17 protein-coding genes are annotated in these 13,188 nt (G+C 65.9%); 5 read left to right on the top strand and 12 right to left on the bottom strand.

The window, feature by feature from the left end; genetic code table 11:
* The 4 genes from AVHM3334_RS05115 to AVHM3334_RS05100 form a co-directional block, all read left to right on the top strand.
* Positions 1 to 132, top strand: a 132-nt coding sequence (locus tag AVHM3334_RS05115) for an integrase core domain-containing protein (protein WP_284410223.1), incomplete at its 5' end; no start/stop codon positions are given.
* An 84-nt stretch (positions 133 to 216) separates the two neighbouring features.
* Positions 217 to 435 carry an alpha/beta fold hydrolase gene (locus AVHM3334_RS05110; protein ID WP_349816609.1) on the top strand — a complete coding sequence of 73 codons (219 nt, stop codon included), beginning with the start codon at positions 217 to 219 and terminating at the stop codon, positions 433 to 435.
* A gap of 134 nt (positions 436 to 569) precedes the next feature.
* On the top strand, positions 570 to 1,553 hold the full coding sequence (locus AVHM3334_RS05105) for an enoyl-CoA hydratase/isomerase family protein (protein WP_284410204.1): 984 nt from the start codon (positions 570 to 572) through the stop codon (positions 1,551 to 1,553).
* A gap of 85 nt (positions 1,554 to 1,638) precedes the next feature.
* Positions 1,639 to 2,526 carry an alpha/beta fold hydrolase gene (locus tag AVHM3334_RS05100; protein WP_284410203.1) on the top strand — a complete coding sequence of 296 codons (888 nt, stop codon included), beginning with the start codon at positions 1,639 to 1,641 and terminating at the stop codon, positions 2,524 to 2,526.
* A 570-nt stretch (positions 2,527 to 3,096) separates the two neighbouring features.
* Here the strand turns inward: AVHM3334_RS05100 and AVHM3334_RS05090 are convergent.
* Positions 3,097 to 4,419: an MFS transporter gene (locus AVHM3334_RS05090; RefSeq protein ID WP_284410202.1), complete on the bottom strand. Its 1,323-nt coding sequence runs from the start codon at positions 4,417 to 4,419 to the stop codon at positions 3,097 to 3,099.
* 297 nt (positions 4,420 to 4,716) lie between these two features.
* Here AVHM3334_RS05090 and AVHM3334_RS05085 point away from each other — a divergent pair, with 297 nt between their 5' ends.
* On the top strand, positions 4,717 to 5,883 hold the full coding sequence (locus AVHM3334_RS05085) for a S1C family serine protease (RefSeq protein WP_284410201.1): 1,167 nt from the start codon (positions 4,717 to 4,719) through the stop codon (positions 5,881 to 5,883).
* 357 nt (positions 5,884 to 6,240) lie between these two features.
* On the opposite strand, the gene tatC is transcribed toward AVHM3334_RS05085, so the two are convergent.
* The 11 genes from tatC to AVHM3334_RS05030 all read right to left on the bottom strand — a co-directional run bounded on the left by tatC (position 6,241) and on the right by AVHM3334_RS05030 (position 13,068).
* On the bottom strand, positions 6,241 to 7,032 hold the full coding sequence (gene tatC / locus AVHM3334_RS05080) for a twin-arginine translocase subunit TatC (RefSeq protein WP_284410200.1): 792 nt from the start codon (positions 7,030 to 7,032) through the stop codon (positions 6,241 to 6,243).
* Positions 7,033 to 7,089: 57 nt separating this feature from the next.
* Positions 7,090 to 7,575: a Sec-independent protein translocase protein TatB gene (gene tatB / locus AVHM3334_RS05075; RefSeq protein ID WP_284410199.1), complete on the bottom strand. Its 486-nt coding sequence runs from the start codon at positions 7,573 to 7,575 to the stop codon at positions 7,090 to 7,092.
* 40 nt (positions 7,576 to 7,615) lie between these two features.
* On the bottom strand, positions 7,616 to 7,864 hold the full coding sequence (gene tatA, locus AVHM3334_RS05070; RefSeq protein ID WP_284410198.1) for a Sec-independent protein translocase subunit TatA: 249 nt from the start codon (positions 7,862 to 7,864) through the stop codon (positions 7,616 to 7,618).
* Between the two features lie 120 nt (positions 7,865 to 7,984).
* On the bottom strand, positions 7,985 to 8,344 hold the full coding sequence (locus AVHM3334_RS05065) for a histidine triad nucleotide-binding protein (RefSeq protein ID WP_284410197.1): 360 nt from the start codon (positions 8,342 to 8,344) through the stop codon (positions 7,985 to 7,987).
* Between the two features lie 43 nt (positions 8,345 to 8,387).
* The gene (locus tag AVHM3334_RS05060; RefSeq protein WP_284410196.1) at positions 8,388 to 9,422 is read right to left on the bottom strand and encodes a patatin-like phospholipase family protein; all 1,035 of its coding nucleotides are present in this window, start codon (positions 9,420 to 9,422) and stop codon (positions 8,388 to 8,390) included.
* The gene (locus AVHM3334_RS05055) at positions 9,415 to 9,798 is read right to left on the bottom strand and encodes a DUF4870 family protein (RefSeq protein WP_092743191.1); all 384 of its coding nucleotides are present in this window, start codon (positions 9,796 to 9,798) and stop codon (positions 9,415 to 9,417) included. The genes AVHM3334_RS05060 and AVHM3334_RS05055 overlap by 8 nt, the downstream gene beginning before the upstream one ends.
* Complete coding sequence (locus tag AVHM3334_RS05050) at positions 9,795 to 10,211, bottom strand: phosphoribosyl-ATP diphosphatase (RefSeq protein ID WP_284410194.1); 417 nt, start codon at positions 10,209 to 10,211, stop codon at positions 9,795 to 9,797. The genes AVHM3334_RS05055 and AVHM3334_RS05050 overlap by 4 nt, the downstream gene beginning before the upstream one ends.
* Before the next feature lie 11 nt (positions 10,212 to 10,222).
* On the bottom strand, positions 10,223 to 10,612 hold the full coding sequence (hisI, locus tag AVHM3334_RS05045) for a phosphoribosyl-AMP cyclohydrolase (protein WP_284410221.1): 390 nt from the start codon (positions 10,610 to 10,612) through the stop codon (positions 10,223 to 10,225).
* 123 nt (positions 10,613 to 10,735) lie between these two features.
* A complete protein-coding gene (locus tag AVHM3334_RS05040; protein WP_284410193.1) occupies positions 10,736 to 11,344 on the bottom strand; it encodes a hypothetical protein in 609 nt (202 codons plus the stop codon).
* The gene (gene hisF / locus AVHM3334_RS05035; RefSeq protein WP_284410192.1) at positions 11,344 to 12,123 is read right to left on the bottom strand and encodes an imidazole glycerol phosphate synthase subunit HisF; all 780 of its coding nucleotides are present in this window, start codon (positions 12,121 to 12,123) and stop codon (positions 11,344 to 11,346) included. Before hisF ends, AVHM3334_RS05040 begins: the two co-directional genes overlap by 1 nt.
* Positions 12,124 to 12,159: 36 nt before the next feature.
* Entirely contained in the window at positions 12,160 to 13,068 is a 909-nt protein-coding gene (locus AVHM3334_RS05030; RefSeq protein ID WP_284410191.1) for a D-hexose-6-phosphate mutarotase, read from the bottom strand.
* Between the last annotated feature and the right edge of the window lie 120 nt (positions 13,069 to 13,188).

The following is a 13,188-nucleotide window of genomic DNA, read 5'->3' as shown; positions in this document are numbered from 1 at the left end:
AGCAAGGAACGCACAGCATGGTTGCCTGCGTTCCTGAGCTACTACAACGCCAGGAGGCCCCACTCGGCCTTGGGCTACAGACCTCCAGCTTCCCGACTTGCCGGGTATAACCTATTGCAACTCGACAACTAGATGTCGTTTCCCAAGAGGTTGTTCACCCGAGGTGAAAGAAGATGGAGGTTCTCAAGCCGGCCAACTTCCTTCAGGACTCCTCGAATGAACATCCACAAGAATGCCTCAATGACGCCTCGCGGTCGAGCGCACCTGGTGCTCAACGACGTCCACGACATCATGATTCCCACGATCAACTCCTGGCACCTGTCGCAGAATATTTCCAATGCGCAACTGTTGATCTATCCCGATGCCGGACACGGCGCGCAGTACCAGCATCCTGAGCGCTTCCTTCGGCAATCGATCCAGTTCCTGGAAGAGTGAAGCCGTGGCGCACCTCTTGCCGGTTCTCGCCCCTTGCGACCCGTTATTCCTAATTCGCAGCTCTCGCAGCGAGACCATGATCTATTTCTTCACTGCCAGCGCCTTAACTGGCACTTTTTCAAGAGGTCCATTTCATGAAGACAACACGTGAAACGCCGTCTCCGGAGCAGAGCGTGTCGCGCCGGGAGTTCGTTGCCTCGGCTGTGACCGTGGCAGCGATGGCACTACCTGCGGCATTGCCAAATCCGGCCGCAGCTCAGAGTACACCCCGAGCGAGCAACTACGTCGGCGCAGGTTCACCGTCGCCGACGGTGCAACTGCACAAGCGCACGCCGCAACTGTGGGAGGTGACGATCTCCAACCCGCCCTTCAACCTTGTGGTGCCAGAGATGGTGTCGGCACTGCATGCCGTGGTGAGGGACATGGAACGCGATTCAGAGGTTAAGGTGATTGTGTTCAGGAGTGACCTTGAGGAATACTTCATCAACCACTTCGATCTAAGTAAGGCAAGGGACTTCCCGATCGAGCCAACTCACCCGCCCCTGCCGACTTGGACCGACTTGGTGCTACGGCTGAGTAAGTCGCCAGTCATCAGCATCGCCAGCATCCGCGGCCGGACACGGGGCGGCGGCAATGAATTCGCGCTGGCATGCGATCTCCGGTACGCGAGTCTCGAAAAAGCGCTGTTCGGCCAGCCCGAAGTGGGTAGCGGCATCTTGCCGGGCGGAGGCGGGACCGAGAGGCTGCCGCGGCTCGCCGGAAGAGATCGCGCGTTGGAGATCATCCTGAGCAGCCAGGACTACACCGCCGACGATGCCGAGCGCTTCGGCATGGTGACACGTGCACTGCCGGACAACGAATTGGACCCCTTCGTCAACGCGCTGACCGCACGCCTGTCCGGGTTTGACAAGCAATCTCTCTCTGGCGCCAAGGCCCAGGTGAATCGGGCGACCCTGCCGCCAGACAGGGATCTCCTGGCCGCTTATGCTGAATACAGCCAGTCGCTGACATGGCCCGGTTTCCGCGCCCGGAGCCCGAGGATGGGCGAGCTTGCGGCCCAGCACGGGCTAGATGAACTCGAACGAAGACTCGGTTACTACCTGGGCCTGGCGAACTGAACTGGGGCCAGACACACGCGTGCCGCGCCACCCGGATCACCACGAATCGACGATAACCTCCACCAATCAACGCACGGAATCACTCATGCCTTACAGCGACACCCCCACCCGATCAATCGATGTCGGGGGGACTGCTTTTGCTTACCGTGACCTCGGGCCGCATGGCGGTGTGCCGCTGGTCATGCTGAATCACTGGGGCGCGGTGCTCGATAACTTCGACCCACGGATCGTCGATGGATTGGCCCGCAAGCATCGTGTCATCGCCATCGATTACCGCGGGATCGGCGCTTCAGGCGGAACAGCACCTGTGAGCATCGATGCGATGGCACAGGATGTGATCGCGCTGGTCCAGGCGCTGGGATTGAAGAAGCTCGATTTGTTCGGTTTTTCTCTCGGCGGATTCGTGGCGCAGGATGTGGCGATCAAAGCTCCCGATCTGATACGCAGACTCATCCTGACCGGGACTGGTCCTGCAGGCGGAAGGGGCATCGACCAAGTCGGTGCTGTTTCCTGGCCGCTGATACTCAAGGGATTGCTGACGCTGCGCGATCCCAAAACCTACCTGTTCTTTACTGCAACGACCACTGGACGCCAAGCCGCAAAGGCCTTTCTTGAGCGGCTGAAGGAGCGCAAGATGAACCGGGACAAGAGCCCCAAACCCGGTGCGTTCCTGCGGCAGCTTAAGGCGATCAAGGCCTGGGGCCAGCAAGCGCCGCAGGACCTGGCGCGCATCCACATCCCTGTGCTCATCGCCAATGGTGACAACGACATCATGGTCCCCACCGCCAACAGCCACGACATGGCGCGTCGCATTCCGGGCGCGCAACTGGTCATCTACGCAGATGCGGGGCACGGCGGGATCTTTCAATATCACAACGAGTTTGTGGCCCAAGCGCTGCGCTTCCTTGATGACTCAATCGATCCAAGTGAGGGCGTTATAGATCATCCACCCAGGACGGCTTTGGCGTCCTGAAAAACGCACCGGCGTTTCGACCTACTTGAAGGGGCGTGATGAGGGTTCCCTAACAGGCTGCTGAAATACCCCCGCCTGACGCGCTTCCTGCGAAGCAAAATCCAGCCTGACTCCTGAATTTCCATGCGCGGCGCAGATATCTTCACGGAGAGCTTGTGCAGCACCGCCGGTTTGCTCTTGTCTTTGATGCACTGGGTGAGGATGCAAGCGGTGCGTTGCAACAAATCCTGGACCTTGGCACTGGTCGCATCGGTCAGCACATGCAGTGGCGCTGCACCTCTCGGTGCACACGGCCAACACGGATGCACAGCGTGCGCACCGCCTTCTTCATGCGCTTGAACTGTTTGGCGTGCGCGTAGCGCCCGATCTGCGAAGCAGGTATGGCAACACCATACCTTGCAAATCCTGCGCCTATCAACCCAAAGAAACGCAAGGCGGATCAACGGCTTGCGATTTTTCAAAGCGGATTCAAGAGAGAATCGATTCAATTCGAAGCCCCCCCCCTCTCCCGCAGTCCGCATCGACAGCTGCTGGCACCGTTCAAAACGGCCCAGCGTCATTCTTCTCTTACTACAGCGCTGGCGCAGGCTGCCAGCCGCGCGAAGCCAGCGGCACGAAACCCAGTGCGAACCCGAGCACGCCCATCGCCGCCACGCAGTGGGCGTTGGCCAGCACGTCGTGCTGCTGCCACAGCGTGATGAGGATCGGCGTGATGCCGCCGAACACCGCATAGGCCATGTTGTACGAGAAGGACAGGCCGGTGAAGCGCACCTCGGGTGGAAACGCGCGCACGCCCACGATGGGCAGCAAGGCAATCGAGCCCACGAACAGGCCGATCACGCCGTAGTTGAAGACCAGCGATGCAGGCGTGCCCGGCAGGTTGGTATAGAAGAGGTAGGTGGTGGCCACCAGCCCGCCCCAGCCCACCAGCATGACCGGGCGGGTGCCGAAGCGGTCCGTGGCCCAGCCGACGAGCACGCAGCCGATGGTGAGCGTGAGCGTGGCCACCGCGTTGGCCTCCAGTGCCAGCGTGGCGGGAATGTGGAACGCCTTTTGCAGGTAGGTGGGCGTGATGAGCACCACGACCACGATGGCGGTGGACAGCACCCAGGTCATCAGGGCCACGAGCAGCATGGCGCCGCGGTGGTCGCGCAGCACGGTCTTCACGGGCAGCTCGCGCGCCACGGCGCGGCGGGCCGCCAGTTCCTGGAAAACGGGCGTTTCGTGCAGAAAGCGCCGCAGGTACACCGACACCAGGCCGAACACGCCGCCCAGGATGAACGGAATGCGCCAGGCGAATTCCTGCACCTCGGCGGGTGCGTAGCTGCGGTTGATGCCGATCGCCACCAGCGAGCCGAGCAGGATGCCGCCCGTGATGCCGGCGGTGAGCGTGCCCACGCCCAGGCCATAGCGGTTGGCGGGCACGTGCTCGGCCACGAACACCCAGGCGCCGGGCATCTCGCCGCCGATGGCAGCGCCCTGCAGCACGCGCATGGCCAGCAGCAGCAGCGGCGCCGCCACGCCGATGGTGGCGTAGGTGGGCAGCAGGCCGATGACCAGCGTGGGCACGGCCATCAGGAAGATGGACAGCGTGAACATGCGCTTGCGGCCCAGCTTGTCGCCGAAGTGGGCAATGATGATGCCGCCCACCGGACGTGCCAGGTAGCCGGCGGCGAAGATGCCGAAGGTCTGCAGCTGGCGCAGCCAGTCGGGCATGTCGGCCGGGAAGAACAGCCCGCCCAGCACGGCGGCGAAGAAGACGTAGATGACGAAGTCGTAGAACTCGAGCGTGCCGCCGAGGGCGGACAGGCCCAGGGTCTGGTAATCGTGGCGGGTGAGCGGGCGGCGGGGCGCGGCGCCCGTGGGGCCGGCGGCGGATGGAGAGGAGGTCATGGGCAGGTTCCGGGGAAATCGATGGCAGGACTGCGCGGCACCGCGGTGGCGGTTCGCGGCCGACGTTCAACAGGCGTTTCCGGATGGGACATGTCGCCGGGCGGCATGGCCGGTGGGCCAGGCCGCGAAAGAGAACGGGCAAGGGGGCGCGGTGGCAGACGGGGCGATTTTAGGGGTTTGCCCTGAGCGGCAGATGCGGGGGCTGACCCCGGGCTGACGCCCACAAGGGCTTGTTCGCCCAGCGTCCGGCCCAAACTGGCGACAATCCCCCTTCCCCGGTTTTCTTCCCTGCCCACCATGAAGCGCTTTTGGCTGCTGTTTTCCCAGACCGTGACGGTGCTCGTCGCCGCCTACTTCGTCGTCGCCACCCTCCAGCCGGACTGGCTGCGGCGCGGTGCGACGCGCAGCAGCGCAGGCGTGGCTCTGATCGAGGCGCCCACCACGCCTGCCGCGCCGCCCGCCCCTGGCAGCTTCGCCGCAGCGGCGCGCAAGGCCGCGCCGGCGGTGGTCAGCATCAACACCAGCAAGGCCGTGCGCCACCCGCGCAGCAACGACCCGTGGTTCCAGTTCTTCTTCGGCGACCAGGGCACGCAGGCGCAGACCGGCCTGGGCAGCGGCGTGATCATCAGCCCGGACGGCTACATCCTCACCAACAACCACGTGGTGGAAGGCGCGGACGAGATCGAGGTCACCCTGACCGACAGCCGCCGCACGCGCGCCACCGTCATCGGCACCGATCCGGACACCGACCTGGCCATCCTGAAAGTGCAGCTCGACAAGCTGCCCGTGATCGTGCTGGGCAATTCCGACCAGCTCGCCGTGGGCGACCATGTGCTGGCCATCGGCAACCCCTTCGGCGTGGGACAGACGGTCACCAGCGGCATCGTGAGCGCACTGGGCCGCAGCCAGCTGGGCATCAACACGTTCGAGAACTTCATCCAGACCGATGCGGCCATCAACCCGGGCAATTCGGGCGGCGCGCTGGTGGACGTGAACGGCAACCTGATGGGCATCAACACCGCGATCTACTCGCGCTCGGGCGGCAGCATGGGCATCGGCTTCGCCATTCCCGTGTCCACCGCCAAGCTGGTGCTGGACGGCATCGTGAAGGACGGCCAGGTCACGCGCGGCTGGATCGGCGTGGAGCCGAACGAGCTGTCGCCCGAACTGGCCCAGACCTTCGGCGTGAAGGCATCGGAAGGCGTGATCATCACCGGCGTGCTGCAGGACGGCCCCGCCGCCCGTGCCGGCATGCGCCCGGGCGACGTGATCGTGCAGGTCGAGGACAAGCCGACCGCCAGCGTCTCCGCCCTGCTGACCGCCGTGGCCTCGCTCAAGCCCGGCACGCCAGCCACATTCCAGCTGCAGCGCGGCGATTCGCGGGTGGAGCTGGAGGTGGTGCCCGGAACGCGTCCCCGCCCGCAGCGCACGCAGCAAGCGCCCCAGCAGCAGCAGCAGCGCTGAGAGGCGCTCTGTCCGGGGTGTTTTGCCGCCGCGGGACACGGTTTCGGTCGGTTGAAACGGGCAGGCGATGCACGGGGCCGTGCGGGGTGGCCCGCAAAGGGCTCGCAGAGGGCCCGCCGCATAGGCGCCGTGTTTGAGGGCTTGGCCGGCAAGGTGAGCGCCCGGTGTGGTGCATCAGGCCAGAGAACGGGCCATGGGGCGCACCGCAGGCATCGGCGCCGCAATGAAGAGTCGATCACCACCGCAAATCCCGACGACAGAGCCGGCCTCGCGGGGCATGGAGCCAGGCACACCGCACCGGTGTACCGGGCCCCCGATTCAATTCAATTCAATGGAATTCGGTCCGATCCGGTCGGATCAGGTGGGCTCTTGCGCCTGCTCGTCTTCGGGCGCCTTGGTGTGCCGGATGAAGAGTTGCGCAGCCCAGATGCCCAGCTCGTACAGCAGGCACATCGGCACGGCCAGGGCCAGCTGGGACACCACGTCGGGGGGCGTGACCACGGCGGCGATGATGAAGGCCAGCACGATGAAATAGCCGCGAAAGCCCTTGAGCTTTTCAACGCTCACGATGCCCATGCGCGCCAGCACGATCACCACGATCGGCACCTCGAACGACAGGCCGAATGCGAGGAACATGGTGAGCACGAAGCTCAGGTAGGCCTCGATGTCAGGCGCGGCCGTGATGCTCTTGGGCGCAAAGCTCTGGATGAAGGCGAACACCTGGCCGAACACGAAGAAGTAGCAGAACGCCACGCCCACCAGAAAGAGCAGCGTGCTGGACACCACCAGCGGCAGCACCAGTTTCTTTTCGTGCGAATAAAGGCCCGGGGCCACGAAGGCCCAAACCTGCCACAGCACCACCGGCAGCGCGACCAGGAAGGCCGACATCAGCAAAATCTTGAGCGGCACCATGAACGGGGAGATCACCGAAGTGGCGATCAGCGTGGCGCCCTTGGGCAGATGGGCCACCAGCGGCGCGGCCAGCAGGTCGTACAGCGCGCCCGGGCCGGGGTACAGGAACAGGATGCCCGCGGCGATGCCGATGGCGATCAGCGCCTTGACCAGACGGTCGCGCAGCTCCATGAGGTGCTGCACGAAAGGCTGCTCGGTGCCGGCCAGCTCGTCTTCTTTAGTGGGGATTTCGGACATGGTGCAGGTGGGGCGGGCATTGCACCCGCGCGGGTGGCTGCGCGGGGTGCGCAGCCATCAATGGAATTTCTGGGGCCGGAACCGGGCCACGCGGGCCGCGCCCGACAGCGCCTTGGTGCGCACGCCGCTGCGGGCTTTGTACCACTGCGGGGTCGCGCCGCGCTTGAGGCGCCAGTTCTTGCCAGGGTGCTTGTACGCGGGCACCACGGTGGACTCGCCCGCTGCGTCGTACGGCAGGCCGGCATCGGTGCTGCCGGAGGTGCCGGCGAGGTCGTTGTTCCAGTCTTTTTCGAAGTCGCTGGCGCTGGTGTGGATGGTCTGATGCACGTCGCGGGCGGCGCCTTCCATCGTTTCCTTCATCTTGCGCAGCTCATCCAGTTCCATGGAACGGTTGACCTCGGATTTGACGTCGGCGACATAGCGCTGCGCCTTGCCCAGCAGCGTCCCGACGGTGCGCGCCACGCGCGGCAGCTTTTCGGGGCCGATGACGATGAGCGCAACGGCGCCGATGAGCGCCATTTTGGACAGACCAATATCAATCATGGAAGCAGTACCGGCCCGTGGGCTTTTTCATGCCGCCGTCTCAGCCCTTGTGCTTGGCTTCGACGTCGATCGTGGTGCCCTTGGGGTCCGCGGCGGTGTTGTTGATGACCTGCCCCGTAGGCGGCGTGCCCGGTGGCGCGTCGGTGGCGGAACCGTCCTTCATGCCGTCCTTGAAGCCCTTGACGGCGCCGCCCAGATCGGAGCCCATGTTCTTGAGCTTCTTCGTGCCGAACACCATCACCACGATGAGCAGCACGATCAGCCAGTGCCAGATGGAAAACGAACCCATGACATATCTCCTAACGAATACAGACCATTCTAGACCCGCGGCATGACGGGGAAGTTCATACCCCTGCGGCGCGCGGAGGGTGTGGCGCATCCGGCCCGGCCGGCGGGCCCGCCAGCACCTTCAGCCCTTGAGCCAGGGGCGCGGCCCGCCCAGGACGTGGATGTGCAGGTGATGCACTTCCTGCCCGCCCTCGGTGCCCGTGTTCACCACGATGCGAAAGCCGCCGTCCGGATACGGATTGCAGCCCTGCTCCATGGCCAGCCGGGGTGCCAGCACCATCATGCGGCCCAGCACGCCCGCATGGGCGTCGCTCACGCCGGCCATGGAATGCACATGGAGCTTGGGCACCATCAGGAAGTGCACGGGCGCATGGGGGTGGATGTCGTGGAAGGCGAAGATCTCTTCGTCCTCGTACACCTTCTTCGAAGGTATCTGGCCCGCGATGATCTTGCAGAAAAGACAGTTCGGATCGTGCTGCATGGTGGGGTCGGAAGAAAAGGCGCGCCGCCATGGCGCTGCCGGGTCAGGCATTGTCGGCGATGTTCACCGTGGGACGCACGCCCACGTCGGCGTGGTGCGCCTTGATCCATCCTTGGCCGGCGATGCGGCCCAGCTCGAAGAGCTGGCGGATGAACGACAGGTCGGCGCGGGTCTTGCTGGCCGCGCCGAACGGCGCCAGCACGGCGCCGCCATCGATGCGGTGCATGCGCACGCTTTTATAGCGCTGCGCATCCAGCTTGCCCTCGGCCAGCAGGCGGCGCACGAACTCGATGGCGCGCATCTCGGCCAGCAGGCTGGCATTGAAGGTGACCTCGTTCATGCGCTCCATGATTTCGGAGGCCGTGTCGGGCACTTCGGCATGCTCGATGGGGTTGATCTGCACCAGGAGGATGTCGCTGCACTCGGTGCTGTAGATCAGCGGGTGCAGCGCGGGGTTGCCGGAGTAGCCGCCGTCCCAGTAGTGCTCGCTGCCGATCTGCACCGCCTTGAACATGAGGGGCAGGCAGGCGGAGGCCATGACGGCGTCAGCGCTCAGGGCCTTGCCCGAGAAGATTTCGCCACGCCCGGTGCGCACGTTGGTGGCGCACACGAAAACGCGAGGGTGCCGCGATGCGCTGAGCACGTCGAAATCCACCTCGCGCTCCAGCAGCCGGCGCAGCGGGTTGATGTCCAGCGGGTTCGTCTGGTAGGGCGACAGCCACTGCGACATCATCCCGAGGAAGGGGCTGGAGGCCAGCGGCACGCCCCACAGCAGGCTGCCCATGGTGCCGACACCTTCCCACAGCCGCCTGAGCGTGTCGCGCGCCAGTTCGCAGCCGGCCCGCCGCACCGCTTCGGCGCTTCCGTGCCGATCGGCCTTGGCGGCCTGGGCGAAGCCGTGGGCGAGCGCCACGGCATTCATGGCCCCTGCGCTGGTGCCGCTGATGCCATCGAACACGAAGCGGCCGTCTTCCAGCAGCGCATCGAGCACGCCCCAGGTCAGCGCCCCATGGGAGCCGCCGCCTTGCAGGGCGAGGTTCAGCCGCAGCGGCGCCGCGACGGTGGGGCCGTCAGACATCGAGCGCCTGGCCCTTGTTCATCGCCACCATGCCCCGCACGATGCGGTACAGGAACCAGATGGAGATCAGCCCCCAGGCGATCCAGCCCGGCGCGATGAACAGCAGCCACAGCGGCGCGGTCAGCACGTACAGCACGCCGGCCCAGAGCACGGTGCGGATGCGGTAGGAGAAATGGCTGGCCTGCCAGGTGCCGTCGGCGTCACTCTTCTTGACCAGGTCGATGACCAGCGCGATGAGCAGCAGCACCGCCCCCGGCTGGGCGCCGGGAATGACCGCGCCCACGGCGACGATGAGGTGCAGGATGTAGCTGATCCACCCCACGGTCTTGAGCGATTCGGCCCGCTCGTTCGGTTCCACGTCGATGATGTCGCTCACGGGGTCGCTCCTTCGTCGTTGGCGCGGGCCAGGGCCTTGCGCAGGGATTTTTCCTCGATGCCGCTGGTGCCTTCGCGGCGCTCCAGCTCGGCCACCACGTCGGCCGGGGTGAGGCCGTAGTGCGCCAGGGCGATCATGGAATGGAACCACAGATCGGCCACTTCGTACACGAGCTTGGACGGGTCGGCCCCGTGGTCCACGTCCTTGGCGGCCATGACCACCTCGGTGGCCTCTTCGCCGATCTTCTTCAGGAAGGCGTCGGGGCCCTTGTGCAGCAGCCGCGCCACATAGCTCTTGTCGGCATCGCCGCCATGGGCGGGCTTGCGGCTTTCGATGACGGCGGCGAGGCGCGCGAGCGCGTCTTCGGAGGGGCGGGCCGCAGGGGCTTGCAGATCGGCAAGAGGAATGGTCATGCGCATTACCGTTATTTGTAGATGGACTCGGGGTCTTTCAAGACCGGATCGACCGCCTGCCAGGCGCCGTCCTTGAGCACGCTGAAAAAGCAGCTGTGCCGGCCGGTATGGCAGGCGATGCCGGGCTCGTGGCCGAGCTGCGTCACCTTGAGCAGCACGACATCGTTGTCGCAATCGAGGCGGATTTCGTGCACGGTCTGCACATGGCCGGATTCTTCGCCCTTGAACCAGAGCCTGCCGCGCGACCGGCTGAAATACACGGCGCGGCCCAGTTCGGCCGTCTTCGCCAGGGCCTCTCGGTCCATCCACGCGAACATGAGCACGTCGCCCGTGGCCGCTTCCTGCGCGATGGCGGGCACGAGGCCCTGCGCATCCCATTTCACTTCGTTGAGCCAGTTCATGGAGTCATTCTCGGTCATTTGCCGCACTGCAGCATGGCATCATATTGCTATTATTTTTATAGCAATATCCCCTAGTGCTTATTGCGCTGGAGGCCATTTTCACATTAAGCCTCAGGGAGGTCGTCACTGCACCGTCAGGAAGACCCACTTGCGGTCCCAGTTGGCGCGGCCCAGGTATTTGATGGCGAAGGCGTAGCGGCCGGGCGGCAGCGTGTCCTGCGTGAGCGTCTCCTGCTGCACCACGGCCGGGCGGCCGCCGATGCGCACGTCCGGGCTGGCGACATGCTCGGTTTCGCTTTCCAGGTCCTGGCCGTCGAGGGCGTACACCGCCACGTCGGCTTCCTCGCGCGGATCGCCGACAGAGGCACGCCCGAAATCGTTGGCAAAGGTCTTCACATCGAGCGCCGCGGCGCGGCCCAGCGGACGGCGCACGATCCAGTACACGTCGCGCACGCCGCCATTGAGCGCGCGCAGCTGCGTGCGCAGGCGTTCGAACTCTTCCCGCGTGGCGATCACCTCCACCGGCTGGCCGCCGATGGTGGCGTCGAAGCAGCGGCCGATGCGGTCCACGCACGGCGCGCGGTCGAAATAGCCCGAGGCATACGACGGGGCGGGCGTGCTGGCCGCAGCGCGCGGGCCTTGCGCGCAGCCGGTCAGGGCGGCGGCGAAAAGAAGGGTGCAGACCGCCGCGACTCCCGTGCGGACCCGGGCGCTGGCTTTGATGCGGGCCATCACAGCCGCACCGGAATACCGCGCTCGGCCATCCGCGCTTTCGCCTGGCCGACGGTGTATTCGCCGTAGTGGAAGATGCTGGCCGCCAGCACGGCATCCGCCCCGCCCTGCTGCACGCCGTCGGCCAGGTGGTCGAGGTTGCCGACGCCGCCCGAGGCGATCACCGGCACGCTCACCGCGTCGCTCACGGCGCGGGTCAGTGGCAGATCGAAGCCGGATTTGGTGCCGTCGCGGTCCATGCTGGTGAGCAAAATTTCGCCCGCGCCGCGCCGCGCCATCTCGGTGGCCCATTCGACGGCATCGAGGCCGGTGTTCTTGCGCCCGCCGTGGCTGTACACGTCCCAGCCTTCGCCGCGCGCCTGCACGTCTTCGCCCTGGCGCCGCTTGGCGTCGATGGCGACGACGATGCACTGCGCGCCGTATTTGGCCGATGCAGCGCTGATGACGTCCGGGTTGGCGATGGCGGCGGAGTTGAAGCTCGTCTTGTCGGCGCCCGCGTTGAGCAGGCGGCGCACGTCTTCGACCGTGCGCACGCCGCCGCCCACCGTCAGCGGAATGAAGACCTGGCTGGCCACCGCTTCGATGATGGGCAGGATCAGGTCGCGCCCGTCGCTGGTGGCCGTGATGTCGAGAAACGTCAGCTCGTCGGCGCCCTGGCCGTTGTAGCGCGCGGCGATCTCGACGGGGTCGCCCGCGTCGCGCAGTTCGAGGAAGTTGACGCCCTTGACGACGCGACCGCCGGTCACGTCCAGGCAGGGAATGATGCGTTTGGCAAGCATGGGGAGTCCGAAGAAAGAAACGATTGAAGGTGCGGCTCAGTCGGCACGCAGGCGCTGCCAGCCCGACCAGCCAGCGCCCGGCTCCAGATGCACGGGCTGGTCGATGCAGGCCGCTTCCACGCAGACCATGTGCCGGTAACCGTCGGCCGGCATGTCGGGCAGCGTGGCGCAGAGCGCGGCGCCGGGATTCCAGACGACCGTGTTGATCCACGACGGGCTTTGCGCCAGCGACAGGGTGTGGTCGCCCGCGTGCAGCCGCAGCGGCGTGGCTGCGGCCGAGAAGATGGCGTCGTATTCGCCGTCGAACGCCACGGGGCCTTGCTGCACCGAATGCACATCGGCCACCGAGTCCCAGCGCGGGCGGCCGTCGAGCCCTTCCACCCGGGTGGCGGCGATGTCGCTCACGCGGTAGTAGCCGTGCAGCGCGGCGGTGAAATCCCAGGCCGTGGTGCCGGTATTGCGCACTGCCAGGTCCAGCAGAAGGTGTTCGGCAGACAGCTCCACCGTCAGGCGCGCGGCAAAGCCGTGTGGCCACCAGGCCCGGGTTTCTGCCGTGTCGTCCAGCGCGAACACCGCGCGGGCCACGCCGGCATCAACACCGGCATCCACGCCGCTCTCGCCGTCGCCCTGGCCCTCGCCCTCGCTGCGGCTCTCCAGGCGCCAGGGCAGATTGCGCACGAAGCCGTGCTTGGCCAACGGGCCGCGCTGGTTGAACTGGGGAAAGCACACCGGAATGCCCCCGCGGATCGGCGAGTGGCCGTCCAGGCGGGCGCGCGGGCTGAAGTACATGCGCTCGGCGCCGCCTCGGCCGGTCCAGGAGAGCACCTGGGCCCCCTGCAGCGCCACGGTGGCGGTTTCGCCGGTGGGCAAGGCCAGCTGCATGGCAGGCTGGCCGTGAAACGACAGAGGGCGCACGGACGGCGGCGCAGGCAGGTTGGCAGGCATGCGGCGATTGTAGAAGCGCATGGCGCGGGCGCCCCTGGCAAGCGGCGGCGGACCCCGGCGCCGGATGCAGCACAATCGCGGGTTTTCCCCAAATTGGTGCAGCCCCGTCCGCCTTTCGAG

The sequence above is a fragment of the Acidovorax sp. SUPP3334 genome (assembly GCF_030159055.1).
Lineage (GTDB): Bacteria > Pseudomonadota > Gammaproteobacteria > Burkholderiales > Burkholderiaceae_C > Paracidovorax.
The sequence above is the reverse complement of the archived record's forward strand: the minus strand, read 5'-3'. Positions and strand labels throughout refer to the sequence as shown.